The organism is Janthinobacterium sp. SUN118, from assembly GCF_030397695.1.
GTDB lineage: Bacteria > Pseudomonadota > Gammaproteobacteria > Burkholderiales > Burkholderiaceae_D > Janthinobacterium.
This window is the reverse complement of record NZ_JAPUBV010000001.1, coordinates 1,267,340-1,292,495: the sequence shown is the minus strand read 5'-3', so window position 1 is coordinate 1,292,495 and position 25,156 is coordinate 1,267,340. Positions and strand designations below refer to the sequence as shown.

General features: G+C 62.8%; 23 protein-coding genes. 17 read left to right on the top strand and 6 right to left on the bottom strand.

All coding sequences use genetic code 11. The annotated features are described in order from the left end of the window. Window positions 1-9: 9 nt before the first annotated feature. The 4 genes from O0880_RS05860 to O0880_RS05845 all read left to right on the top strand — a co-directional run bounded on the left by O0880_RS05860 (window position 10) and on the right by O0880_RS05845 (window position 3,487). Window positions 10-744, top strand: a complete 735-nt coding sequence (locus O0880_RS05860; RefSeq protein ID WP_071326280.1) for a response regulator — start codon at window positions 10-12, stop codon at window positions 742-744. A gap of 8 nt (window positions 745-752) precedes the next feature. Next, a complete protein-coding gene (locus tag O0880_RS05855) occupies window positions 753-2,243 on the top strand; it encodes a sensor histidine kinase (RefSeq protein ID WP_289885570.1) in 1,491 nt (496 codons plus the stop codon). Window positions 2,244-2,411: 168 nt separating this feature from the next. After that, window positions 2,412-2,975, top strand: a complete 564-nt coding sequence (locus O0880_RS05850; RefSeq protein ID WP_289885569.1) for an outer membrane beta-barrel protein — start codon at window positions 2,412-2,414, stop codon at window positions 2,973-2,975. 146 nt (window positions 2,976-3,121) lie between these two features. Further along, window positions 3,122-3,487, top strand: coding sequence for a ribonuclease E inhibitor RraB (locus tag O0880_RS05845; RefSeq protein WP_083411661.1), 366 nt, complete (start codon window positions 3,122-3,124; stop codon window positions 3,485-3,487). A gap of 63 nt (window positions 3,488-3,550) precedes the next feature. On the opposite strand, the gene O0880_RS05840 is transcribed toward O0880_RS05845, so the two are convergent. After that, on the bottom strand, window positions 3,551-4,873 hold the full coding sequence (locus O0880_RS05840) for a homoserine dehydrogenase (protein ID WP_071322580.1): 1,323 nt from the start codon (window positions 4,871-4,873) through the stop codon (window positions 3,551-3,553). Window positions 4,874-4,947: 74 nt separating this feature from the next. Then, complete coding sequence (locus O0880_RS05835) at window positions 4,948-6,177, bottom strand: pyridoxal phosphate-dependent aminotransferase (protein WP_071322579.1); 1,230 nt, start codon at window positions 6,175-6,177, stop codon at window positions 4,948-4,950. Window positions 6,178-6,599: 422 nt separating this feature from the next. Here O0880_RS05835 and O0880_RS05830 point away from each other — a divergent pair, with 422 nt between their 5' ends. The 10 genes from O0880_RS05830 (at window position 6,600) to O0880_RS05785 (ending at window position 17,436) form a co-directional block, all read left to right on the top strand. Further along, window positions 6,600-6,992 (top strand): Mth938-like domain-containing protein, encoded by a 393-nt coding sequence (locus O0880_RS05830; RefSeq protein ID WP_071322578.1) that lies wholly within the window; start codon window positions 6,600-6,602, stop codon window positions 6,990-6,992. Next, a complete protein-coding gene (locus tag O0880_RS05825; protein ID WP_289885568.1) occupies window positions 6,989-8,662 on the top strand; it encodes a glycosyltransferase family 39 protein in 1,674 nt (557 codons plus the stop codon). Before O0880_RS05830 ends, O0880_RS05825 begins: the two co-directional genes overlap by 4 nt. A 211-nt stretch (window positions 8,663-8,873) precedes the next feature. Next, the gene (locus tag O0880_RS05820; RefSeq protein ID WP_289885567.1) at window positions 8,874-10,010 is read left to right on the top strand and encodes a DegT/DnrJ/EryC1/StrS aminotransferase family protein; all 1,137 of its coding nucleotides are present in this window, start codon (window positions 8,874-8,876) and stop codon (window positions 10,008-10,010) included. An 11-nt stretch (window positions 10,011-10,021) separates the two neighbouring features. Then, a complete protein-coding gene (locus O0880_RS05815) occupies window positions 10,022-11,017 on the top strand; it encodes a glycosyltransferase (RefSeq protein WP_289885566.1) in 996 nt (331 codons plus the stop codon). Further along, the gene (locus O0880_RS05810) at window positions 11,017-11,934 is read left to right on the top strand and encodes a formyltransferase (RefSeq protein ID WP_289885565.1); all 918 of its coding nucleotides are present in this window, start codon (window positions 11,017-11,019) and stop codon (window positions 11,932-11,934) included. Before O0880_RS05815 ends, O0880_RS05810 begins: the two co-directional genes overlap by 1 nt. A gap of 22 nt (window positions 11,935-11,956) precedes the next feature. Then, window positions 11,957-13,009: a bifunctional UDP-4-keto-pentose/UDP-xylose synthase gene (locus O0880_RS05805; protein WP_071322573.1), complete on the top strand. Its 1,053-nt coding sequence runs from the start codon at window positions 11,957-11,959 to the stop codon at window positions 13,007-13,009. Beyond that, window positions 13,009-13,968, top strand: coding sequence for a xylanase (locus O0880_RS05800; RefSeq protein ID WP_289885564.1), 960 nt, complete (start codon window positions 13,009-13,011; stop codon window positions 13,966-13,968). The genes O0880_RS05805 and O0880_RS05800 overlap by 1 nt, the downstream gene beginning before the upstream one ends. A 101-nt stretch (window positions 13,969-14,069) precedes the next feature. Further along, the gene (locus tag O0880_RS05795; RefSeq protein ID WP_198043953.1) at window positions 14,070-14,513 is read left to right on the top strand and encodes a peroxiredoxin; all 444 of its coding nucleotides are present in this window, start codon (window positions 14,070-14,072) and stop codon (window positions 14,511-14,513) included. Between the two features lie 290 nt (window positions 14,514-14,803). After that, the gene (locus tag O0880_RS05790; RefSeq protein WP_289885563.1) at window positions 14,804-16,621 is read left to right on the top strand and encodes a PhoH family protein; all 1,818 of its coding nucleotides are present in this window, start codon (window positions 14,804-14,806) and stop codon (window positions 16,619-16,621) included. Window positions 16,622-16,761: 140 nt separating this feature from the next. Beyond that, complete coding sequence (locus tag O0880_RS05785; protein ID WP_289885562.1) at window positions 16,762-17,436, top strand: site-2 protease family protein; 675 nt, start codon at window positions 16,762-16,764, stop codon at window positions 17,434-17,436. A 63-nt stretch (window positions 17,437-17,499) separates the two neighbouring features. Here the strand turns inward: O0880_RS05785 and O0880_RS05780 are convergent, their stop codons facing one another. Further along, window positions 17,500-19,182, bottom strand: coding sequence for a serine hydrolase (locus O0880_RS05780; RefSeq protein WP_289885561.1), 1,683 nt, complete (start codon window positions 19,180-19,182; stop codon window positions 17,500-17,502). 196 nt (window positions 19,183-19,378) lie between these two features. Between O0880_RS05780 and yidD the strand changes: the two genes are divergently transcribed. From yidD to O0880_RS05765, 3 genes are all read left to right on the top strand, one after another. Further along, entirely contained in the window at window positions 19,379-19,900 is a 522-nt protein-coding gene (gene yidD / locus O0880_RS05775; RefSeq protein WP_289885560.1) for a membrane protein insertion efficiency factor YidD, read from the top strand. A gap of 268 nt (window positions 19,901-20,168) precedes the next feature. Then, complete coding sequence (locus O0880_RS05770; RefSeq protein ID WP_289885559.1) at window positions 20,169-21,110, top strand: bestrophin family protein; 942 nt, start codon at window positions 20,169-20,171, stop codon at window positions 21,108-21,110. An 84-nt stretch (window positions 21,111-21,194) separates the two neighbouring features. Then, window positions 21,195-21,395, top strand: coding sequence for a heavy-metal-associated domain-containing protein (locus O0880_RS05765; RefSeq protein ID WP_071322564.1), 201 nt, complete (start codon window positions 21,195-21,197; stop codon window positions 21,393-21,395). 48 nt (window positions 21,396-21,443) lie between these two features. Here O0880_RS05765 and O0880_RS05760 read toward each other — a convergent pair whose 3' ends face one another. Genes O0880_RS05760 through O0880_RS05750 form a run of 3 tightly spaced genes read right to left on the bottom strand, consistent with a single transcriptional unit; the run spans window position 21,444 to window position 25,051 of the window. Then, on the bottom strand, window positions 21,444-22,172 hold the full coding sequence (locus tag O0880_RS05760) for a glutathione S-transferase (RefSeq protein WP_289885557.1): 729 nt from the start codon (window positions 22,170-22,172) through the stop codon (window positions 21,444-21,446). Window positions 22,173-22,196: 24 nt separating this feature from the next. Further along, window positions 22,197-22,622 (bottom strand): Cu(I)-responsive transcriptional regulator, encoded by a 426-nt coding sequence (gene cueR, locus O0880_RS05755; protein WP_071322562.1) that lies wholly within the window; start codon window positions 22,620-22,622, stop codon window positions 22,197-22,199. Continuing rightward, window positions 22,619-25,051 (bottom strand): heavy metal translocating P-type ATPase, encoded by a 2,433-nt coding sequence (locus O0880_RS05750; protein ID WP_289885556.1) that lies wholly within the window; start codon window positions 25,049-25,051, stop codon window positions 22,619-22,621. Before O0880_RS05750 ends, cueR begins: the two co-directional genes overlap by 4 nt. Window positions 25,052-25,156: the final 105 nt, after the last annotated feature.

Sequence of the window (25,156 nt, the reverse complement as noted above, 5' to 3'; positions counted from 1 at the left end):
GCGGAGACCATGCGCATATTATTAGTGGAAGACCATCTGGAGCTGTCGCACTGGCTGGCAAAGGCCCTGCGCGACGCGCACCTGACGGTGGAGACCGCCCACAACGGCGCCGATGCCGACGCCCTGCTGCACACGCAGGAGTACTCGCTGGTGCTGCTCGACCTGACCCTGCCCAAGATGGATGGCCTGGACGTGCTGCGCCGCCTGCGCGCGCGCGGCGGCACGCGCGGCAAGACTCCCGTCATGATACTCACGGCGCGCGGCGGCTTGGACGAAAAAGTGCAGGGCCTGAACCTGGGCGCCGACGACTACATGGCCAAGCCGTTCGAGCTGGCCGAACTGGAGGCGCGCGTGAAGGCCCTGCTGCGCCGCAGCCAGGGCAACGAGGCGCTCGTGCATAGCTGCGGCGCGCTCAGTTTCGATACCGTCACGCGCATGTTCAGCTATGGCGGCGCGGCGCTGGCCCTGACACCGCGCGAACACGCCGTGCTCGAGGCGCTGATCACGCGCTCGGGCCGCGCCGTCTCGAAGGAAAAGCTGTTCGACGAAGTCTTCGCCCTGGCCGACGACGCCAACCTGGACGCCATCGAACTGTACATCCACCGCGTGCGCAAAAAACTCGAGAGCAATGCGGAAGGCGGCGTCGAAAGCGGCTCGCCCGACGGCGCCGTCATCACCACGCTGCGCGGCATCGGCTACCTGCTGCAGCCACGCAGCGCCATGGCGCCTGCCGCGCCAAAATGAGCGCCACCATGCGGCGTCTGCCCCTGCTCGAGCGCCTGCGCCGGCGCTGGGCGCAAGGCCGGCCGCTGGGCAGCCTGCGCAGCCAGCTGCTGCGCTGGCTGCTCATTCCACTGGTCATGCTGGTGCTGCTCGATGCCGTTTTTGTTTACCGCAACGCCCTCGACGCGGCCGACATGGCCTACGACCGCTCGCTGCTGGCGTCGACGCGCGCGCTGGCCGAGCGCGTCTCCATCGTCGGCGGCAAGGTGGTGGCCGAAGTGCCCTACGTGGCGCTCGACAGCTTTGAAACCGATACCCTGGGACGCATCTACTACAAGGTAACGGGCATCAACGGCGAGCTGGTCTCCGGCTATGGCGACTTGCCGCCCGTGCCGAAGAACGTGCCCCGTTCGCAGAACTACCCGGCCCTGGTGCGCTTTTACCATGCCGATTACCACGGCAAGCCGATACGCATCGCGGCCTTGCTGCAACCCGTGTATGACGACTCGATGCGCGGCATCGCCCTGATCCAGGTGGCGGAAACCCTCGATGCGCGGCGCGGCCTGTCGAACCAGATCCTGTTCGATACGCTCAGCTGGCAGGCGGCGATGATACTGGTGATGGGCGCTCTCGTGTGGTTTGCCGTGCGCCTGGTGCTGCAGCCGCTGATGCGATTGAAAACGGAAGTCGAAACGCGCGCCCTGTCCGACCTGTCCGACGTCGATCCCGCACTCGTGCACAAGGAGATGCGCCCGCTGGTGAGCGCCATGAACGGTTCCATGTCGCGCCTGCAGCAGCTGATCGCCAGCCAGCGCCGCTTCATCGCGGACGCCTCGCACCAGCTGCGCACGCCCCTGACCGTGCTAAAAACACAGGCCGAACTGGCCTTGCGCGAGTGCGACCGCCAGGCGGGCGGGCCGCCCGACATGGCGGCCCTGCGCGACATCGTGCGCTCGATTGCCGCCACGACCGATTCGACCGTGCTGCTGGCGAACCGGCTGCTGACCCTGGCGCGCATCGAGCATGGCGGCGACACCCTGGCCATGGACACCGTCCCGCTGCGCGACGTGGCGCAGCAGGTGGGCCTGGAAATGGCCATGACCGCCGTCGGCAAGAATATCGACCTGTCGCTGGAAGCGCCCGACGAAGCGCCCGTGCATGGCCAGGCGCTGCTGCTGCACGAACTGGTGGCCAACCTGGTCGACAATGCCCTGCGCTACACGCCGCAGGACGGCAGCGTGATCCTGCGCGTGCGCGTGGCGGAACATGACGGCGACGGCAATGAAACGGTACTGGAAGTGGAAGACAGCGGCGCCGGCATCCCGCCCGCCGAACGCGAACGCGTGTTTACGCCGTTTTACCGGGTCGGCGCGGCACTCGAGAGCAATCCTGGCGGCGCCGGACTGGGCCTGGCCATCGTGCGCGACATTGCCGCCCTGCACGGCGCCCGGCTGGAACTGGCGACGGCCGCCAATGGGCACGGGCTGAAAGTCAGCGTGCATTTCAGCTGCCTAACATGACGGCCTGCGCAAATGCCTCTTTGGCAGCAATTGCTACCAAAAAACAACACATGATATATTTTCAATGCTTTTAAAACAGTTGCCTTACATAAACATATTCATCCCTATACAATTCGGCTCCCATTAAGCGGCGAGACAGTCTCTCCGCATTAATTACCTAGGATTAATATGAAAAAGCAATTGTTTGCAGCAGTCGTTGGCGCCGCCCTGGCATTCCCATTGTTCGCCCAAGCCGAAGGCATCTACGCCGGCGCGAATATCGGCCGCGCGGAACTGAAAGTATCTGCAGATCAAGAAAGTTCGCGCAAGGACAACGATACCGGCTACAAAGTCTACGCTGGCTACGACTTCACGCAGAACTTTGGCGCGGAAGCCGGCTACGTCGATTTCGGCAAGCTGTCGCAAAACATTGACGACATGAAATCGGCAATCAAGAACCATGCATTCTACGTCGCCGCCACCGGTACCCTGCCGCTGAACGAACAGTTCTCGCTGTTCGCCAAGGCTGGCGTTGCGCAAAACCACGCCAAACTCACCGTCAGCGCATTGAATTTCAGCAAGAGTGAATCGCACAACAAAACCTCCGCCCTGTTCGGTATCGGCGCGGCTTACCACTTCGACAAAAAACTGTCGCTGGTTGCGGAATACGAAAACTTCGGCAAGGTAGCGAGCGAAGACGGCGCCACGCTGAAAGCGGACCTGCTGTCGATCGGCCTGCGCTACAAGTTCTGATACGCGCTTGCGCGTCTCAGTATCCTGCCGTTGCAAGGGTGGATAAGAAAAGCCGGCTGCAAAGCCGGTTTTTTTATGGGCGCATGGCGCGCCATGGGCACCGATGTTAAGATCGCGCCCTGAGATTTTAATGAAGGCAGACTGCCATGATGACCAAAGAAGACGTAAGCGAACTGTTCGCCAATATCGCCGAGAACGCGCCGTGGGACTTGACCCAGCCGCTGCTGTGGGGCTATTACTTCACCAACCCTACGTCCGAGCCGCTGGAGCAGGCCGCTTCCCTGCTGGCGCTGCAGGGCTATCGTCCCGTGGAACTGTACCAGCCGGAACTCGACGATCCGGCGGCGCCGCCCGTGTGGGTGCTGCACGTGGAAAAAGCCGAAGTGCACGGCGTCGACAGCCTGCACGCGCGCAATGGCGAACTGATGGCGTTTGCCCAGGAAAACCAGCTGGCCAGCTATGACGGCATGGACGTGGGACCCGTCGGCGCGCCGGATGTTGCGCAGCTGTAAGGCTGTTCCAGAATGAAAAAACGGCGCCCGCGGGCGCCGTTTTGCATGGATCGCCGAAGCTGGTTAGCTGAGGTTTTCCAGGCGAATCTTCGTGACGGTACCGACCACGCTGCTCAGCGCTTCCATCTTGCCGATGGCGGCCGTGACGTTCTTTTCCTGCGTCTGGTGCGTCAGCATGATGATGTCCGTATGCGTCTCGCCTTCGGCCGGTTCCTTTTGCAGCATGGCGTCGATCGAGATGCCGCGCTCGGCCAGGATGCGCGTCAGGTCGGCCAGCACGCCAGGCTGGTCGGCCACATGCATGCGCAGGTAGTAGCTGGTGGTGATTTCCGACATCGGCAAAATTTCAATGTTGGTCATCGCGTTCGGCTGGAACGCCAGGTGCGGCACGCGGTGTTCCGGATCGGCCGTGGCCAGGCGGGTGATGTCGACCAGGTCGGCGATCACCGACGAGGCGGTCGGCTCGGCGCCGGCGCCACGGCCCGAGTACAGGCTGGCGCCGACGGCGTCGCCGTGCACCAGCACCGCGTTCATGGCGCCTTCCACGTTGGCGATCAGGCGCTTGGCCGGGATCAGGGTCGGATGCACGCGCAGCTCGATGCCTTCCACGCCGTTGACGGTGGTGCGCTTGGTGATGCCCAGCAGCTTGATGCGGTAACCCAGCTGCTCGGCATAGCGGATGTCGACGGCATTGAGGTTGCTGATGCCTTCGACGTAGGCCTTGTCGAACTGCACCGGGATGCCGAAGGCGATGGCCGACATGATGGTGGCCTTGTGCGCGGCATCGACGCCTTCGATGTCGAAGGTGGGATCGGCTTCCGCGTAGCCCAGTTCCTGCGCCTGTTTCAGCACGGTGGCGAAATCGAGGCCCTTGTCGCGCATCTCGGACAGGATGAAATTGGTGGTGCCGTTGATGATGCCGGCGATCCATTCGATGCGGTTGGCCGTCAAGCCTTCGCGCAGCGCCTTGATGATGGGGATGCCGCCGGCGACGGCCGCCTCGAAGGCCACCATCACGCCCTTGTCCTGGGCGGCGGCGAAGATTTCATTGCCGTGCACGGCCAGCAGGGCCTTGTTGGCCGTGACCACGTGCTTGCCGTTGGCGATCGCCTGCATGACCAGGGTTTTCGACAGGTCGTAGCCGCCGATCAGTTCGACGACGATGTCGATCTCGGGATCGTTGACGATCAGCATCGGGTCATTGACGACCTTGCAGGCGCCGGCGATCAGCGCCTCGGCGCGCGCCACGTCGCGCACGGCGACGGCGACGACTTCAATGCCGCGGCCAGCGCGGCGCTTGATTTCTTCCTGGTTGCGTTGCAGGACGCTGAACGTGCCGAATCCGACATTGCCCAGGCCCAGCAGGCCGATCTTGATGGATTTCATAGTTATGCTTGACTGCTCATTAAGTGGCGCCGCCGAGTGCGGCGCCAGGTTGATCGAGATTGCTGCTGGCCGGTTCAGCCCCGGCTGTGACGCTTGCGGTAACCTTCGAGGAAGCGCGCGATGCGGCCCATGGCCTCGGTCAGGTCATCGGAGTTAGGCAGGAAGACGACGCGAAAATGGTCGGGCGCGATCCAGTTGAACCCCGTGCCCTGCACGATCAGGACCTTGGCTTCGGCCAGTAATTCATAGGCAAACTGCTGGTCGTCGGCGATCGGGTAAATCTCCGGATCCAGACGCGGGAACATGTACAGCGCGGCCTTCGGCTTGACACAGGTGACGCCCGGAATATCGGTCAGCAGCTTGTGCGCCAGGTCGCGCTGTTTCAACAGGCGCCCGCCAGGCCCCACCAGGTCTTGTATGCTCTGGTAGCCGCCAAGCGCCGTCTGGATGGCAAACTGCCCCGGCGCGTTGGCGCATAGCCGCATCGAGGCCAGCATGTTGAGGCCCTCGATGTAATCCTTGGCGTGCCGCTTTTCGCCCGAGACCACCATCCAGCCGGAGCGGTAGCCGCAGGAGCGGTAATTCTTCGACAAGCCGTTCATGGTGATGAACAGCACATCGTCGGCCAGCGAGGCGATCGACACGTGCTCGGCTTCGTCGTACAGCACCTTGTCGTAGATTTCGTCAGCGAAAATGATCAGCTGGTGCTGGCGCGCCAGTTCGACGATCTGCAGCAGCACGGCCACCGGGTACAGCGCGCCCGTGGGGTTGTTCGGGTTGATGACGACGATGGCCTTGGTCTGCGGCGTGATCTTGCGGCGCATGTCCTCGATGTCGGGATACCATTCGTTCTGCTCGTCGCACACATAATGCACGGGATTGCCGCCCGACAGGCTGACGGCGGCCGTCCACAGCGGGTAATCGGGCGCGGGCACCAGCACTTCGTCGCCGCTGTTGAGCAGCGCGTTCATCGACATCACGATCAGTTCGGAAGCGCCATTGCCCAGGTAAATGTCGTCGATGGTCACGCCGGCGATATTCTTGCCTTGCGTATAGTGCATGACGGCCTTGCGCGGCGCGAACATGCCTTTCGAATCCGTATAGCCGGCCGCGTTCTGCAGGTTGAGCATCATGTCGCGCACGATCTCGTCGGGCGGATCGAAGCCGAATACGGCCAGGTTGCCGATATTGAGCTTGGTGATCTTGTGGCCTTCTTCTTCCATTTGCCTGGATTTTTCCAGGACCGGGCCGCGGATGTCGTAGCAGACGTCCGCCAATTTATTCGATTTCTGAATCGGTCGCAAAATAAATCCCTGTCGTGATGCGGCGCTGCCGGCCTTACGCTTGCGGCGTATGGCCCGCGCCAGAACTATGAACCCATGAGACTGCAATACGAGAGACTGCAAGGCGAAAACAACCATTCTCGCCGAAAGCAGGCCATTTTATCAAATTAAACATGGCGGACTGCAGCATTTAGAGCCAATTCTGCCACGCCGGCCCGCCCGGCGGACATTTCCCGCCCCGCCTCCTTCATCTTCCCTTAATCTTTACCTATTACCATGGCGCCAACGCCCTTGCATGCGGCCACGCCAAACATTGCAAATTGGAAAGGATGTTGCTTTACAGTCGCTCTTTTCTGTCATTTATGGCATGCTAACGCCCTTGGCCGCAGCGCACCTCCGCACGGCGCGCGCACCGATCAACCGACACCCTCAGCCCCATCGCCATGAAACTTCATGCCAGCAGCACCCAACAATACCAAACCGTCACCGGCTACGATGTAAACGGCGTGGAAATCAATGCCCAGCCTTATGACTATAGCCTGATCGTCATGCCGGAAATGCCGCCGCGGGCCTGGGATGTGGGCAGTTTTGAACAGTTGAGCGAAGCGCATTTCGACCAGATCCTGGCCGATGCCCCCGACGTGGTCATTCTCGGCACCGGCGAGCGCCAGCGCTTCGTGCATCCGAAGCTGACGGCCGCGCTAACCATGCGCCGCATCGGCGTCGAATGCATGGACAGCCAGGCCGCCTGCCGCACCTACAACATCCTCATGGGCGAAGGCCGCAAAGTCACGCTGGCCCTGATCCTGACGCCTGGCGCAGGCAGCGCCACATGAAAATCAACGTCAATGAGCTGCACAGCTCGCGGGTGCTGATGTGGTCCCTGCTGGGCGTTTTCATCGTCGTGACCCTGTATGCACTGGGTGTTCGCACGCTGGTGCCGCCCGACGAGGGCCGCTACGCCGAGATGGCGCGCGAGATGTTCGTCAGCGGCGACTGGATCACCACGCGCCTGAACGGCATCAAATACTTTGAAAAACCGCCGCTGCAAACGTGGATGAACGCGCTGACCTTCGCCGCCTTTGGCCTGGGCGAGTGGCAGGCACGCCTGTGGACGGGCCTGTGCGGCATCCTCGGCGTCTGCATGACGGCGTATGCGGGCAAGAAGGTCTTCGGCCCGCGCGTGGGGCTGTATGCCGGCCTGGTGCTGGCATCGAGCCTGTTCTGGCTCGCTTCCGGCCAGATCAATTCGCTGGACATGGGCCTGTCGGGCATGATGACCCTGACCCTGACCAGCCTGTTGATCGCCCAGCGCGACGAAGCCACCCACGCTGAACGGCGCAACTGGATGCTGGTCTGCTGGGCCGGCATGGCGCTGGCCGTGCTGGCCAAGGGCCTGATCGGCATCGTGCTGCCCGGCGCCGTGCTGGTGCTGTACTCGCTGTGCGCGCGCGACTGGCGCATCTGGACGCGCTTGCACCTGGTCAAGGGCTTGCTCATCTTCTTCGCCATCGCCACGCCATGGTTCGTGCTGGTGGCCCTGCGCAATCCGGAGCAGCCGCATTTCTTCTTCATCCACGAGCACTTCCAGCGCTTCCTGATGAAGGGCCACAAGCGCGAAGGCGCCTGGTATTACTTCCTGCTGCTGCTGATTCCCGGCATCCTGCCATGGATAGGCGTGCTGCCGCAAAGCCTGGCGGCCGCCTTCAAGCGCCAGGACGGCGCCTTCCAGCCGCGCCTGATGGTGCTGATCTGGGCTGTCTTCATCTTCTTCTTCTTCAGCTATTCGACCTCGAAGCTGCCCGGCTACATCGTGCCGATCTTCCCGGCGCTGGCGCTGCTGGTGGCGCTGTACCTGGAATCGGCCTCGCGCCGCCAGCGCATGCTGGCCGCCGGCCTGCTGTGCGTGCTGGGCGCGGCCATCCTGATCGGCGGACCGATCGCCTTCGGCAAGGCCAGCGCGCGCGATCCCGCCGCCCTGATCGCCTTGAAGGGCTACCAGCCATGGCTGATGGCGGCCGGCTTCTTTGCCCTCGCCGGCGGCGCACTGGCCCTGCTGCATGCGCGCCAGTTACGCCGCGACATGACCGTGCTGACCATCGCCGGCGCCGGCTTCCTCGCCACGCACTGCATCCTGGCCGGCTCCGAGCTGTATGGCCAGAACCGCGCGGGCACCGATTTGCTGCCGCAGATCCAGGCCGAACTGACGGCCGATACCAAGCTGTATTCGGTGGGCATCTATGAACAGTCGCTGACGTATTACCTGCAGCGCCCCGTGATCCTCGTCGATTACTGGGATGAGTTCACGTTTGGCCTGAAGCAGCAGCCGGAGCTGTCCATGCCGACCATCGAGCCTTTCATCGCGCAATGGACGCGCGATGCCGACGCCGGCGTGCACGACATGGCCATCATCAGCCTGGACCGTTACAAACAATTGCAACAACGTGGCGTCCCCATGCGTGTCATTGCCGAGGATGCGCGCCGCATGGTCATTGTGAACAAATAAACATTTTACAGGGGCGCGCGGCAAGACCGATCGCGCCCCCGGCCAGCTTGCCCCATCCCCGCATCAACGGGATTTTTCCCGCTGAACCGGCTGCGCCGTCAGATTAACGCTTTAGAATAGTCATGCCAGCCAGCGCACGTTGATCGCGCCGGCGGCTTCCGCGACTCCGATACACCGACACACTATTACCCAAGAACAAGACGAGCGACCCATGACCTCTCCCCTGCCCTTTTTGCCTTTTTCCAAACCCACCATCGATGAAGCGACGATCGCCGCCGTCGGCGAAGTGCTGCGCTCCGGCTGGATCACCAGCGGCCCGAAAGTCCAGGCCTTCGAAGCCCAGCTGTCCGAGTATTTCGGCGGGCGTCCCGTGCGCACCTTCAATTCGGGTACCTGCACCATGGAAATCGCGCTGCGCATCGCCGGCATCGGCCCCGGCGACGAAGTCATCACCACGCCCGTGTCGTGGGTAGCGACGGCCAACGTCATCATCGAGGTGGGTGCCACGCCCGTCTTTGCCGACATCGATCCCGTCACCCGGAATATCGACCTTGACAAGCTGGAAGCGGCCATCACGCCCCGCACGAAAGCCATCATCCCCGTCTACCTGTCGGGCCTGCCCGTCGACATGGACCGCCTGTACGCAATCGCCGACAAGTACAAGCTGCGCGTCGTGGAAGACGCGGCGCAGGCATTCGGCTCCGAGTGGAAAGGCAAGCGCATCGGCGCATTCGGCGATTTCGTCTCGTTCAGCTTCCAGGCCAACAAGAACATCACCACGGGCGAAGGCGGCGCACTGGTGCTGAACAACCTGGAAGAAGCGCGGCTGGCCGAGAAATACCGGCTGCAGGGCGTCACGCGCAGCGGCGTCGACGGCATCGACGTCGATGTGCTGGGCGGCAAATACAACATGAGCGACATCATGGCCGCCATCGGCCTGGGCCAGTTCGCCAATATCGACACCATCACGGCCCACCGCCGCGCGCTGGCACGCCATTATTTCGAACAGTTCGGCAGCGACTTCGAAGCGCTCAGCGGCGCCCAGCTGCCCGTGCAAGACTTTGACAACAGCAACTGGCACTTGTTCCAGATCATCTTGCCCGACAATGGCCCCGGCACGCGCGCCACGTTCATGCAGCAAATGGCGCAGCAGAACGTGGGAACGGGCTATCATTACGCACCGATCCACTTGTTTACCATGTACCGCGAACGCGGCTTTACCGAAGGCATGTTCCCTGTCGCGGAAAAAATAGGCCGCCTGACGGTGACCCTGCCGATGTTCTACGCCATGACGCCACAGGACGTGGAACGCGCCGTCGCCACCGTCAAATCCATCCTCATCAAGTGAGCAGTGCGCCGATGAAACCTGAACTGTCCATTATCATTCCTATCTACAACGAGCAGGATGGCCTGGCCGCCCTGTTCGCCCGCCTGTATCCGGCGCTCGACGCCTTGCAGGCGAGCTACGAAATCATCTTCGTCAACGACGGCAGCCGCGACAACTCGGTCAGCATCCTGGCCGAGCAGTTCCGCCAGCGGCCCGACGTCACGCGCGTCGTCTTGTTCAACGGCAATTACGGCCAGCACATGGCCATCCTGGCCGGCTTCGAGGCTTCGCGCGGCCAGATCATGATCACGCTCGACGCCGACCTGCAGAATCCGCCCGAGGAAATCGGCAACCTGGTGGCGAAGATGCGCGAAGGCTACGATTACGTGGGCTCGATCCGGCGCAAGCGGCAAGATTCCGCGTGGCGCACCCTGGCCTCGAAAATGATGAACCGCCTGCGCGAGCGCATCACCAACATCAAGATCACGGACCAGGGCAACATGCTGCGCGCGTATGGCCGCAATGTGATCGACCTGGTCAACCAGTGCGCCGAAGTGAACACCTTCGTGCCGGCGCTGGCCTACACGTTTGCCCGCAAACCCACGGAAATCATCGTCGAACACGAGGAACGGGCCGCCGGCGAGTCGAAATACTCGCTGTACAGCCTGATCCGCCTCAATTTCGACCTGGTCACGGGCTTTTCGCTGATTCCCCTGCAAATCTTTTCCATGCTGGGCATGGCCTTGTCGCTGGGCTCGGCGCTGCTGGTGCTCTTCCTGCTCGTGCGCCGCTTCCTGCTGGGCGCGGAAGCCGAAGGCGTGTTTACCCTGTTTGCCATCGCCTTCTTCTTCATGGGCGTGATCCTGTTCGGCATCGGCCTGGTGGGCGAATACGTGGGACGCATCTTCCAGCAAGTGCGCGCCCGTCCCCGCTATGTGGTGCAGACCATCTTGCAGGACGGCATGACCCAGGCGGAAGCCGAGGCGCCATCGTATGTGCGCCTGGAAAAACGCCAGGTGGGCCGTTGATGGCCGCCCCGCGCGCCGTCGTCTTCGGCTACCACAATGTCGGCGTGCGCTGCATCAAGGTGCTGCTGGCGGGCGGCGTCGATATCGCCCTGGTCGTCACGCACGAAGACAACCCGGCGGAAAACCTGTGGTTCGAATCCGTCGCCAGCCTGTGCCAGGCCGAAGGCATCCCCTACATTACGCCGGGCGACGCCCGCGCACCGGAACTGCTGGCGCAGGTGCAGGCGGCCAAACCGGACATGCTGTTCAGTTTTTACTACCGTCACATGTTGCCAGCTAGCATCTTGGAAGTCGCTCCCGCCTACAATATGCACGGCTCGCTGCTGCCGCAGTTCCGCGGCCGCGCGCCCGTCAACTGGGCCGTGCTGCATGGCGCCACGCAAACGGGCGCCACCCTGCATGAAATGACGGTCAAGCCGGACGCCGGCGCCATCGTGGCGCAGACGGCCGTGCCCATCCTGCCCGACGACACGGCCTTCGAAGTCTTCGGCAAGGTCACCGTGGCCGCCGAGCAAACCCTGTGGGGCGTGCTGCCTGCCCTGCTCGATGGCACGGCGCCGCGCCAGCCGAACGATTTGCGCCAGGGCGGCTACTTCGGCGGGCGCAAGCCCGACGATGGCCGCATTGACTGGAGCTTGCCGGCGCAACAGGTTTACAACCTGCACCGCGCCGTCGCGCCCCCTTATCCTGGCGCGTTTACCGAAATCAATCATGTCGTTTACACCATCGTCACAGCCCGTTTGAGCAAGCAGACTGCGGGAAGTTTGCCAGCGGGCTTGGCGGTGGTGGATAATTGCATCTTTGGCGTCTGCGGTGACGGCCGCATGCTGGCCATTTCCGCACTGAAGGCCGGTGATGAGACGATTTCGGCCAAGCAATTGCAAGAAAGACTGACCACCAGCGTCAGCACACACTGAACATCACATACGAGAATCTCACATGAAAAAAGTCCTCATCTTAGGCGTCAACGGCTTCATCGGCCACCACCTGTCCAAGCGCATCCTGGAAACCACCGACTGGCATGTCTACGGCATGGACATGAACACGGACCGCATCACGGAATTGCTGGACAATGAAAACTACAAGTCGCGCATGCACTTCTTCGAAGGCGACATCACGATCAACAAGGAATGGGTCGAGTACCACGTCAAGAAATGCGACGTGATCCTGCCGCTGGTGGCCATCGCAACGCCGTCGACCTACGTCAAGCAGCCGCTGCGCGTGTTCGAACTGGACTTCGAAGCCAACCTGCCGATCGTGCGCTCGGCCGCCAAGTACGGCAAGCACCTGGTCTTCCCGTCGACTTCGGAAGTGTACGGCATGTGCCACGACGAGGAATTCGATCCGGAAAACTCGGAACTGATCTGCGGCCCGATCAACAAGCCGCGCTGGATCTATTCGAACGCCAAGCAGCTGATGGACCGCGTAATCTGGGGCTACGGCATGGAAGGCCTGAACTTCACGCTGTTCCGTCCATTTAACTGGATCGGCGCCGGCCTGGACTCGATCCACACGCCAAAAGAAGGTTCTTCGCGCGTGGTCACGCAATTCTTCGGCCATATCGTGCGCGGCGAGAACATCTCGCTGGTCGACGGCGGTGCGCAAAAACGCGCGTTCACCTACATCGACGACGGCATCGATGCGCTGATCCGCATCATCGCCAACAAGAACGGCATCGCCAGCGGCAAGATTTACAACATTGGCAATCCGGTCAACAATTACTCGATCCGCGACCTGGCCGGCATGATGCTGACCCTGGCTGCCGAATACCCGGAATACGCCGAAGGCGCGAAACACGTGAAAATCGTGGAAACGACCTCGGGCGCCTACTATGGCGCCGGCTACCAGGACGTGCAGAACCGCGTGCCGAAAATCACGAATACCTGCGAAGAGCTGGGCTGGGCGCCGACCACCACCATGGCCGATTCCCTGCGCAATATTTTTGACGCCTACCGCAGCCAGGTAGCCCAAGCCAAAGCCTTGATGGATTAATGTTGAGCAAGCCGTTCCTGACCCTGAAAATCGACGTCGATACCTATCGCGGCACCCGCGAAGGTATGGGCAACCTGGTGCGCATGCTGGGCGCGCACCAGGCCAACGCCACCTTTCTGTTCTCGCTGGGCCCCGACCATACGGGCTGGGCCTTGCGGCGCGCCTTGCGGCCCGGCTTTTTCAGCAAGGTGTCGCGGACGTCCGTGGTCGAGCACTATGGCTTGAAAACATTGATGTATGGCACCTTGCTGCCGGGCCCCGATATCGGCAAGCAATGCGCGGCGCAACTGCGCGCCGTGCGCGACGCCGGTTTCGAGTGCGGCATCCACACGTGGGACCACACCTTGTGGCAAGACAACGTGGCCAAACGCAACGCCGCCTGGACCATCACCATGATGCGCAAGGCCGCCAACCGCTACGCGCAGGTGTTCGGCGTCAAGCCGCACACGCATGGCGCGGCCGGCTGGCAGATGAATGTCAGCGCCTTTGTCGAGCACGACACGGCCGGCTACCGCTACGCTTCCGATGGCCGCGCCATGCTCGACGCGCGCGGCGCCATGGCGCAACCGTCGCAAGGTCCGCATCGCGTGCGTAATGGCAACACGATACTCCAGTGCGTGCAATTGCCAACCACCTTGCCCACCCTGGACGAGCTGCTGGGCTGCGAAATCGACGGCAAGCTGATCACGACCGGCAATGTGGCCGCGCATATCCTGTCGCTGACGGCGGACATGCCGCGCGACCACGTGTATACCTTGCATGCGGAACTTGAAGGACAGAAACTCGCCCCCATTTTCGAACAATTGCTGACTGGCTGGAAGGCCCAGGGCTACCAGTTCGCATCGATGGGCGATTATTATGAAAAGATAAAAAATACCGACCTGCCCGTTTGCCCCATCACCTGGGATGAGCTGCCAGGCCGTTCGGGACGCCTGATTGTGCAGGGCAAAGCGGCCTGAATGCTGTATTGTTGCACCTGGATGCGTTGCCAGTTTAAAAACAGCGCTGATGATCACCGTTCAGGAGAGAACCTGTGGCTGATAGCCAATCCCTCGTTAGCATGCCCGACTTTAGCGCCGCAATGACCAGCGGCAAAACCTTTCAGTTGCTGGGCCGTCCGGCCAAGGCCACGGTCCTGTTTTTCTATCCGAAGGACAATACCCCGGGTTGCACCACCGAAAACATCGCGTTTCGCGACGCCTATCCGCAATTCGTCGCCGCCGGCGTGGAAATCTACGGCATCAGCCGCGATTCCCTGCGCTCGCACGAAAGCTTCAAGGCCAAGCTGGAGCTGCCATTCGAGCTCATTTCCGACCCCGACGAGGCCGTTTGCCTGCTGTTTAACGTCATGAAGATGAAACAGATGTACGGCAAGACCGTGCGCGGCGTCGAACGCAGCACGTTTGTGATTGACGCCCAGGGCCGATTGGTGAAAGAATGGAGAGGCGTGAAGGTCGCAACTCACGTGGAAGAAGTGCTGGAATTCGTAGCGCATCTGAATTGATCGTCTGTTTTGATCCAATGCGCGTTGTCGGCTTCCAGCGAGCCTGGTTCAACCGCAGTTCAGTTCACGGTATCTATCGCCATTTTGAGTCAACGAAGCGCCTCTACCCACTCCGCCAGGCGGGCCTGTAGCCCGCCGATGGCGTCCATGACCGGCCATGCCGCCGGCCTTCCGGCAGTTATTCGTCCTGTAGCATTGTTGTTTCCCCCGCATCCACCCCATGAGAAGTGCCGCCAGAAGCTGGCTGCCCATGGGCGATTCATTCCAGAAATTTTTTGATTGAGATCCTGATGCCACTGCCAAAATTACCGAGCAAGCCAGCCACCATCCTGGCCACCCAAGATTACCCAACCGCAGGCGCAGCGCGCCCGGCCACCAAAACCCCGGCAGCCAAGAAAGTGGCCGCACCAATTATTGAAGCGGCGATCGCCGAAGTAGCCAAGCCGGTCCGCAATGCGGCCACCAAGATCAAGCAAGTGGCGGCCCTGATGGTCGCCAAGCCCGTGCCTGCGCCAGCGCCGGTGGCAGCCGCGCCTGCCGCCGCCCCCAAGGCCAAGCCGGCGGCGAAAGCCAAGGCCGAGGCGCCGAGCGCCAAGGTCACGCCGATCAAGTCCGTCAAGCAAGAGCAGCCGCATCCGGCCAAGCACAAGGCAGTCGAAGTACAGCTCAAGTCGTCCGTCAGCCGCGCCGCCGACCAGCGCGGCCTGTCCAAACTGTTCGTGCTCGACACCAACGTGCTGATGCACGATCCATCGTCGCTGTTCCGCTTCGAGGAACACGATGTGTACCTGCCGATGATGACCCTGGAAGAGCTGGATAACCACAAGAAGGGCATGACGGAAGTGGCGCGCAATGCCCGCCAGGTATCGCGCACCCTGGACGCCCTGATCAGCAACACGGACGACGACGCCATCGAACACGGCATCCCGCTGTCCAAGCTGGGCAACAAGGACGCCAAGGGCCGGTTGTTCTTCCAGACGCGCCTGCAAAGCGCCGACCTGCCGGCAGGCTTGCCAGTCGGCAAGGCCGACAACCAGATCCTGGCCGTCGTGCGCTCGCTGGAATCGGAACAGGAAGGCCGCCCCGTGGTGCTGGTGTCGAAAGACATCAACATGCGCATCAAGGCGCGCGCCCTGGGCTTGCCGGCCGAAGACTACTTCAATGACCATGTGCTGGAAGACACGGACTTGCTGTACTCGGGCATCGTGCAGCTGCCGGACGATTTCTGGAACAAGCACGGCAAGGACATGGAATCCTGGCAGGAAAGCAAGAATGGCTACAGTTCCACGTTCTACCGCGTGACGGGCCCGTTCGTGCCGTCGATGCTGGTGAACCAGTTCATCTACCTGGAACCGAAAAACGGCGAAGCGCCGTTCTACGGCCAGGTGAAACAGATCAACGGCAAGACGGCCGTGCTGCAGACCCTGCGCGACTTCAGCCACACGAAGAACAATGTGTGGGGCGTGACGGCGCGCAACCGCGAGCAGAATTTCGCGCTGAACCTGCTGATGAACCCGGAATGCGACTTCGTCACCCTGCTGGGCCAGGCCGGCACCGGCAAGACCCTGCTGGCCCTGGCCGCCGGCCTGGCGCAAGTGCTGGAAACCAAGCTCTACAATGAAATCATCGTCACCCGCGTGACGGTGCCTGTCGGCGAAGACATCGGTTTCCTGCCGGGTACGGAAGAAGAAAAGATGTCGCCATGGATGGGCGCCTTCGACGACAACCTGGAAGTGCTGAACAAGTCCGACTCCGATGGCGGCGAATGGGGTCGTGCGGCAACGCAGGACCTGATCCGCTCGCGCATCAAGATCAAGTCGCTCAACTTCATGCGCGGCCGCACCTTCGTCAACAAGTTCCTCATTATCGACGAAGCACAAAACTTAACGCCGAAGCAAGTCAAAACCCTGGTCACGCGCGCCGGTCCCGGCACGAAGATCCTGTGTCTGGGCAACATCGCGCAGATCGACACGCCGTACCTGACGGAAGGCTCGAGCGGCCTGACCTACGTGGTCGACCGCTTCAAGGGCTGGTCGCACAGCGGCCACGTCACCCTGGCCCGCGGCGAGCGTTCGCGCCTGGCCGACCACGCCAGCGAAGTGCTGTAAGTTTTACCCGGCGGCGCCAGCCGCCTCCCTATCAGAAAGCCCCGCCTGCAGCGCTGCAGGCGGGGCTTTTTTCATGTGCGCGCCGTTTCCTTGGCGACATGCTTTAATACCGCTCCCTGTCTTTCACGATACCGTATCCGATGCCTCCCGCCCTGCAGTTGCTGCTCTGCTTTATCATCTTCATGCTCATCCACATTTCCGTCATGGCGGGCTGCGCCAGGCTGTTCGGCATCACGGTGCGCAGCGTCAGCTATGGCGTCGGGCCAGCCTTGCTGGCGTTGGGGAAAGTGAAGATCAGGCTGCTGCCCCTGGCCGGCAGCGTGGTGCTGAAAGATACGCGCGAAGAAGAGTTGTATGACGACGATCCCTGTCTCGACGCCTATAACTTCCAGCCCCTGTGGAAGCAGTGGCTGCTGCCGCTGAGCGGCGTGGCCGTGCTGCTGGCACTGGCGCTGGCGATTTTGGGAATGCAGGGCTGGGACAGCTTCATGGCCGCGTTCACTCAAATCGTCGAAGGCGCGCTGGCTCCCATGGGCACGGCGCAAGAACTGCTGGGGAAAGGCGAAACGTTTGCGCGTACGCACAGCTTTGCCGCGGTATTCGCCTTGTTCGCCGTCAAACTGTGCGCATTCAACCTGTTGCCATTTGCCGGCTTGAATGGCGGCCAGGCGCTGCTGGCCCTGCTGCGTGGCGGCAAGCCATATGTGGCGTGGGAAGAGAGCGTGACGAAGTGGCTGCTGCTGCCGGGACTGGCCATCGTGCTGGCGTGGCTGGCGGCGTTCGGCTGGTATGGCTGGAAGGCGGCGGGAGCGTAAGCCCCACCGCCAAGACGATGCCTGCCGCCAGCCGGCGCTGGCCGGCAGGCAGGGGAACGACGCTCAGTTCACGCGCCTGGCCGGCATGTCCTGCCCTTCCTGGCGCAATACCAGCTGCTCGGCCTTGCCGCTGGCATCCTTGCTGAAACGCACTTCCGCATCGACTTCATTCGAAAAGAAAGCCGTATCGCTCATCGGCAACATGGCCAGCTTGCGGAAACCCGTCACCTGGGCGAAGAATTTGTCGCCTTCGCGCGTCACTTCCAGGAAAACCTCGGGCGCCAGCGCGTACTTGCCCACGTAGGCATCGAACTGGGCAGGCGTCATGGCGACCACGGCACGCGCCGGCTTGGCGGCGCTGGCGCGCTCGTGCACCGACTTCGATTCGCCGCCGTCATTGAGGATCAGCTGCGCCTCGCCCTTCGGTCCCCGCTCGAACTCGGCTGTGGTGAGCGTATTTTCAATCAGGAAGCCATTCGGCGAGTACGCCAGCAGGCGTTGCGCGGGGCGGCCCGTGCGCTGCAACAGCAGCTGGCCCTCGAAATTGCGGATCGTATAGCCGGCCTTCTCGTTGATGGCGTACACGCCCGCATAGGCGTCCAGGATGGCGGGCTTGAGCGTGATGACCTTGATCTCGGGATATGGCCGGCCGACGGCGACGGCGGCCGCCTTGCGCGCCACCACGTCAGGGTCGACCAGGCCCGTATCCGAGTTTTCCAGCACGGCCACGTAGACTTTTTCCTTCGGTAAACGCATGGCGAACGTGGCAAAGCCATTGATGCCGCCGCTATGGTAGATGAAAGGCGTGCCTTGCCATGTGCCCACCTTCCAGCCGTAGCCGGAGCGGGTCGCCGTGCCGTCGTTCAGCTTGGCCGGCGTGAACGCCTGCTCCCAGGTGGCCGCCTTGAGCAGCTTGCCGTCGGAGATGGCCGCATCCCAGCGCGCCAGGTCATCCACGGTGGAAACGAGCGCGCCGGCCGCATAGGGCTGCGTCATGCTCAAGGGCAAGTTCGGCGCATAGGCTGGGCCCGAGCGGATATGCCCGGCCGCGCGCTTGGCGGGCCGGCGCTCGTGGCCCTCATACGCCGTGTCGTTCATGCCCAGCGGCACAAAGATCTGCTGTTCCATGAAGGTGGCGTACGGCTGGCCCGAGGCCTTTTCGATGATGGCGCCGAGCAGGAAATAACCGGAGCTGCTGTAGCGCCACTGCGTGCCCGGTTCGAAGTCGAGCGGATCGTTCTTGAAGAAATCGATCATCTGCGCCACGCTCAGGTCTTTCGTGCTGTTGGGCACGAATTCCGGCTTGCGTGTGTAGTCGTGGATGCCGGACGTGTGCGCGAGCAGCTGCGCGATCGTGATTTGCTTGCCGTGGGTCGGATAGTCGGGCAGGAATTTGCTGATGTCATCGGTGACGGCCAGCTTGCCCTGGTCGGCCAGCAACAGGATGGCGACGGCCGTGAATTGCTTGGAAATCGACCCCAGGCGCAGCGACATGTCGGGCGTCAGCGGCTGGCTATCCTGCACGCTGGCCAGGCCATACGCCTTGCGCAACAGGGGCTGGCCATCCTTGACGACGATGACGACGGCGCCGGGTTCCGTGGCCTGGTAATACGGCGCAATGCTGGCGTCGATCTGCGCCGCCAGCGCTTGCTGCCGCTGGCTCAGTGGAGCGGGCTGGTCGGCCCAGGCGGACGGTGCTTGCAACAGGATCAGGGTGGCGAGGCAGATGCTGGAAACTTTAAACATGTAGACCGCTTTCCAAAGAAGGATGAACGTGCAGGACCGGGCCCCTGGCGGCGGCTATCGGGCGGGCGGGTTTGCCATAGGAAATATTTCCAAATCGCTCATTCAGCCTAACAGACGCAGACTGGGCAATTCTATCCATTTATCACATTGACAATTCATGCTGGCCCAGCGCTATGCATTTCGGCATAGCTGTCGTATGCTCGGAGCACTGTCTGACGGCCATCGCAAAGGAGGCATCATTCTCACGCTCGATATCTGTGGCAAGCACCTGGCCCTGTGGGCCATCCGTACCTACCGGCGCCGCTTATCGCCATGGAAAGGGTTTTCCTGCGCCTACCGCGTGCTGACGGGGCGCGACAGCTGTTCCGCCTACGGCTACCGGGTCATCGCCCGCCATGGCTTGCGCACAGGCTTGCCCTTGCTGCAACGGCGCTTGCGCGCCTGCGGAGAACGGCACCGCCAGCACCTGGCGCTGCCGCTACCGGAACGGCGCAGTGCGCGCCGCCAGGCACAGGCGGGGTATTGCGACTGCGACATCCCCTTGCTCGACTGTGCCTGCGACTGCGCCGACGTAGCAAATGTGCTCAACTGCAACTGGCCGGGCCGCAGCAAGACCCCGAAGTGGTTCCGCAACGATTATGCCGCCAGTGCCGCATTGAAGCGGCAGCAGGAAGAACGCCGCAAGAGGCTCCGGCAAGGACGGGATGCAGGCCATTGAAATTCACACACTAACTTACAAATGAAATATTCATTCATGAAATGAATAATACCCATTATCACTGTGAATTGGCCGGCAGCGGAACGGCGGCCTATACTCATGCCGTCTCCCCTACACTGCCTCCCATGCACACCCAGCTCAGCCCGCACACACTGCGGGCTTTTTGTCCCCGGCACTTGCCTCTCTGCCATTCCACACCATGGTTTTTCAATAACAAGAACAGGGCGCGGCATGTACCGCCGGCCCGGCCCGCAACGGGGAGCGCATCATGATCGTGCGCGAGCGTCCTTCGGCACTGCGGCTGTTCCTCGTCGTGCGCGGCTCCGTCCTGCCGCGCATCCGCACCACCCTGATCGTCAATACCCTGATCGCCACCCTCGTCACCTGGTGCCATGGCACGCTGTTCGACCACAAGGTCATCCTGACCACCATCCCGTTTACCCTGATCGGCTTGCCGCTGGCCATCTTCCTCGGCTTTCGCAACACGGCCGCCTACGACCGCTATTGGGAAGCGCGCAAGCTGTGGGGCGAATTGGTCTTGCGCAGCCGTAACTTCTCGCGCCAATGCCAGAGCATGATACGCAGCGACACGGTGGCCCACGCGAAGCTGGGCCTCGATGACGTGCGCGTGCGCATGATTTACCGCACCATCGCCTTTTGCCACGCCCTGCGCCACCAGTTGCGCGACACGCGCGGCCCGGCCGACCTGCAACCGCTGTTGCGCCCGGCGGAATGGGCGACCGCATGTGCATCGTCGAATCCGTCCGACTATTTGATGCTGCAGATGGGCCACGACCTGGCCGACTGCGTCAAGCAGGGGCGGATCGACAGCATCCTCGCCGCCCAGCTCGACAATACGGTGTCGGCCATGGTGGGCGCCGGCGCCTCGTGCGAGCGCATCCGCAGCACACCGATTCCGTTTTCATACTCGCTGCTGCTGCACCGCACGGCCTACCTGTACTGCTTCCTGCTGCCGTTCGGCCTCGTCGATTCGCTCGGTTTCATGACGCCCTTCGTCGTCGCCATCGTCGCCTACACCTTCTTTGGCCTCGATGCCCTCGGCGACGAGATCGAGGAACCGTTCGGCGAGGATGCCAACGACCTGCCCCTGAGCGCCATGTGCCGCGCCATCGAGATCAGCCTGCGCGAATCGCTGCACGACACGCCGTTGCCGCCGCCCATGCAGCCGGTCGACTACCTGCTGGCCTGATGCGCACGACTGACTTTTTCCTTGACCTTACCATCGGGGGAAGGCTTACAGTGGGACCACTTAATCATTCAAGGAGTGCTTGTCATGTATCAGTTACAAGTTGAAAACATGAGCTGCGGCCATTGCGTCGGCTCGGTCACGAAAGCGGTGCAAGGCATCGACCCCGCCGCCCAGGTGCAGGTCGACCTGGCCAGCAAGAGCGTCACGGTGGAATCGTCGAGCGAACTGGGCGCCATCAGCGCCGCCATCGTGGACGCGGGCTTCCCCGTCACCCGCGCGCAGTAATCGCCACCGCAGCATCGCGACAGCCGGCCCAGCGCCGGCTGTTGTCGTTTACCCGTCGAGTTCCGGATAATGGCGGAAGATGCCTTCCTCGCTGAAGGCAATGCGCCGCTGCGAGCGCAGGTAACGGGCAATGTTGGGCCGCGCCGCCACGGCGTCGTGCAAGTCGGACAAGGCGGGATAGGCCGGCGCCAGGCGCGCCATGGCTTGCGGAAACGCATAGCGCAAACCAGCCAGCATCTGGAACAGCGACAGGTCGCCATACGTGAGTTTCGCCCCCACCAGCCAGCCGCCCCGGCGCGGATTGTTCGCCAGCACCTGCGTAAAGTAGCCGAGGAACTTGGGCAGGCGCGTGGCGCGGAAATCCGCGCTGCGCAGCATGGCCGCCTGCTTTTGCTCCGCATAATATTGATTCATCGACAGCGGGTGGTGCGTGTCGTGCACTTCCGTCAGCCAGTCGGCCATGGTCAGCTGCAACTGGTTCAGCCACAGCCGGCCCTCTTCCGCGCGCGGCGCCAGGCCCAGGCGCCGGCCCAGGTAGTACAGGATATTCGTCGTCTGGCCGATCAGCCGTTCGCCATCGCGCAGCACGGGCGGTGCGTAGGCCGCATGGGGCATGCTGTCGCCATCGAGGCAGGCCAGCATGGCGCGCATGCCCTGTCCCTGGCGTTCAGGCAGGCGGGCGATATCGCGGTAATCGGCGCCCGCCTCTTCCAGGGCCAATCGGATGAATTCGCCGCGCCCCTGTATCGTGGGCCAGTAATACAGTGCGTAAGCCATGCATCCTCCTGTTGTTGTTTTACCTCAATGGCAGCACGCCTTGGCGTCGGCGGCTTCCTCGCCCGCCAGCCCCAGGCTTTGCAGGATCGGGCAATCGGGCTTGTCGTCGCCGTGGCACGATTGCGCCAGGTGCGCCAGGGTGTCGCGCATCTCCGTCAGTTCGGCGATGCGTTTATTCAAATCCGCCACGTGCGCCAGCGCGATGCCCTTCACGTCGGCGCTGGCGCGTTGGTCGTTCTGCCATAGCGACAGCAACTCGCGTATCTGTTCCAGCGAAAAGCCCAGCACGCGGCCCCGTTTGATGAAGCGCAAGGCGTGCAAGTCGTTTGGCGTGTAAATGCGGTAGCCCGCGTCGCTGCGCGCGCTGGGTTTCAGTAATGCAATGCTTTCGTAGTAGCGTATCATTTTCGCCGATACGCCCGTTTCGCTGGCGGCCTGTCCGATATTCATAGTACTGACTCCTTGGTATGCGCGCTGCGCGCTTTCCAGCGGCGCAGCAACAGGGCATTGCTGATCACGCTGACCGAACTGAAGGCCATCGCCGCGCCCGCCACCATGGGATTGAGCAGGCCGAAGGCGGCCAGCGGAATGCCGATCAGGTTATAAATGAATGCCCAGAACAGATTCTGCCGTATCTTGCTGTAGGTGCGGCGCGAGATATCGATGGCGTCCGCCACCAGGGCCGGATCGCCGTGCATCAGGGTAATGCCGGCCGCGTGCATGGCCACGTCGGTGCCCGTCGACATGGCGATACCCACGTCGGCGGCCGCCAGCGCGGGCGCATCGTTGATGCCGTCGCCCACCATGGCCACCTTGGCGCCGTCACGCTTGAGCGCTTCGATTTTAGCGGTTTTATCGGCGGGCAGCATTTTCGCCGCCACCGTATCGATGCCCAGTGCCTTGCCGACAGCGTCGGCGCTGCCTTGATTGTCCCCCGTCAACATCACCGTCTGGATGCCCAGTGCATGCAAATGGGCAATGGCCGCCTGCGCATTCGGCTTGACCTGGTCGCTGAAGGCAAACAGTCCCAGCAACTGATCGCCCGACGCCAGCCAGGAAATCGTGTTGCCCGTGTTTTCCAGCGCCAGGGCTTGCGACGCCAGCGGCGCCATGTCCACCTGCAATTCCTGCATCAGGCGCGTGCTGCCCAGTTTCAAGTCCAGGCCGTCGACCTGCGCCGCCAGGCCGCGGCCCGGCAAGGCCGACAGGGCCGTCGTGGGCAAGGGTTCGATGTGGCGCGCGCTGGCCGCATCGAGCACGGCCGTCGCAAGACTGTGTTCGCTACCGCGCTGGATGCTGGCCGCCAGCTGCAGCAGCCGTGTTTCCTCGATGCCGTACGCATGCAGGGCCGCCAGCGCGGGCTTGCCCACCGTCAGGGTCCCCGTCTTGTCGAACACGACGGTGGTGACGGCGTGCGCCACTTCCAGCGCTTCCGCGTCCTTGATCAGGATGCCGTAGCGGGCGGCAACGCCCGTGCCGGCCATGATGGCCGTCGGCGTGGCCAGGCCCAGCGCGCACGGACAGGCGATGACCAGCACGGCCACGGCGTTGATGATGGCGTTCTCCAGCTCGCCGGTAGCGAACCACCAGCCCAGCATGGTCAGCAGCGCCAGCACCAGCACCACGGGCACGAAAATCGCGCTGACCTTGTCGACCAGGTGCTGGATGGGCGCCTTGGCCGCCTGCGCATCTTCCACCAGGCGGATGATGCGCGACAGCGTCGTCTCGCTGCCCACGGCCTGCGTGCGCACCAGCAGCAAGCCGTCCGCATTGATGGAGCCGCCCGTGACCTTGTCGCCCACATGCTTGTCGACGGGCAAGCTCTCGCCCGTGATCAGCGATTCGTTGATCTGGCTGGCGCCCTCCACCACCACGCCATCGACGGCCACCCGTTCGCCTGGGCGTATCACCACCAGGTCGCCCAGTTTCACCTGTTCCACGGCGACATCGAGTTCGACGCCGTCGCGGCGCACGCGGGCCGAATCCGGACGCAGCACCTGCAAGGCGCGGATGGCCGACGCCGTCTGGCGCTTGGCGCGGCTTTCCAGCCATTTGCCCAGCAACACCAGGGTGATGACGACGGCCGACGCCTCGAAATACAGGTGCGGCAGCATCTCGCCCGCCGTCAGCCACTGGTAGACGGACAGGCCGTACGCGGCGCTGGTGCCGAGCGCCACCAGCAAGTCCATATTGCCGCTGCCGGCGCGGGCCGCCTTCCAGCCCGCCTTGTAGAAGCGCGCGCCGAAATAGAATTGCACGGGCGTCGCCAGCGCGAATTGCAGCCAGCCGGGCAGCATCAGGTGGATGCCGGCCCACTCGACCAGCATGGGCAGCATCAGCGGGAAGGCGAGGATGGCGGACAGCGCCACTTTCACGCCATCGCGGTTCGGCGCGGCAGCGGGCGCGCCGGCCTTGCTGGCGGCGGGCACCTTCGCCTCGTAGCCGGCCTTGTCGATGGCGGCGACCAGGGTGGCCGCATCGACGCCGCCCGTGACCTTGACGCGCGCGCTTTCCGTTGCCAGGTTGACGCTGGCCGCCAGCACGCCGGGTACTTTCAGCAAGGCTTTTTCCACCCTGCCCACGCAAGAGGCGCACGTCATGCCGGCGATAGCCAGGTCGATGTCGTGCTGCGCCACGCTGTAGCCGGCCTTTTCCACGGCGGCCTGCAGGGTCGCCAGGGGGATGGGCGTGTCGGACGTGACCTTGGCAATTTCAGTGGCGAGGTTGACGCTGGCCTGGCTGACGCCGGGCACGGCGGCCAGGGCTTTTTCCACGCGGCCCACGCACGAGGCGCAGCTCATGCCTTCGATGGCCAGCGCCTGCGCGTGCGCGGCGGGAATTGGTGACGGTGATGCGGGAGCAAGTGCGGTCTGATGCATGGCAGATCCTGTACGGTAAATGAACTAATGCGGTCAGGATCTGCTATCCAACGATGGGAAGGTCAAGCCCTATTTCTCGCGTGCGGGGCTTGCCATATCAACACC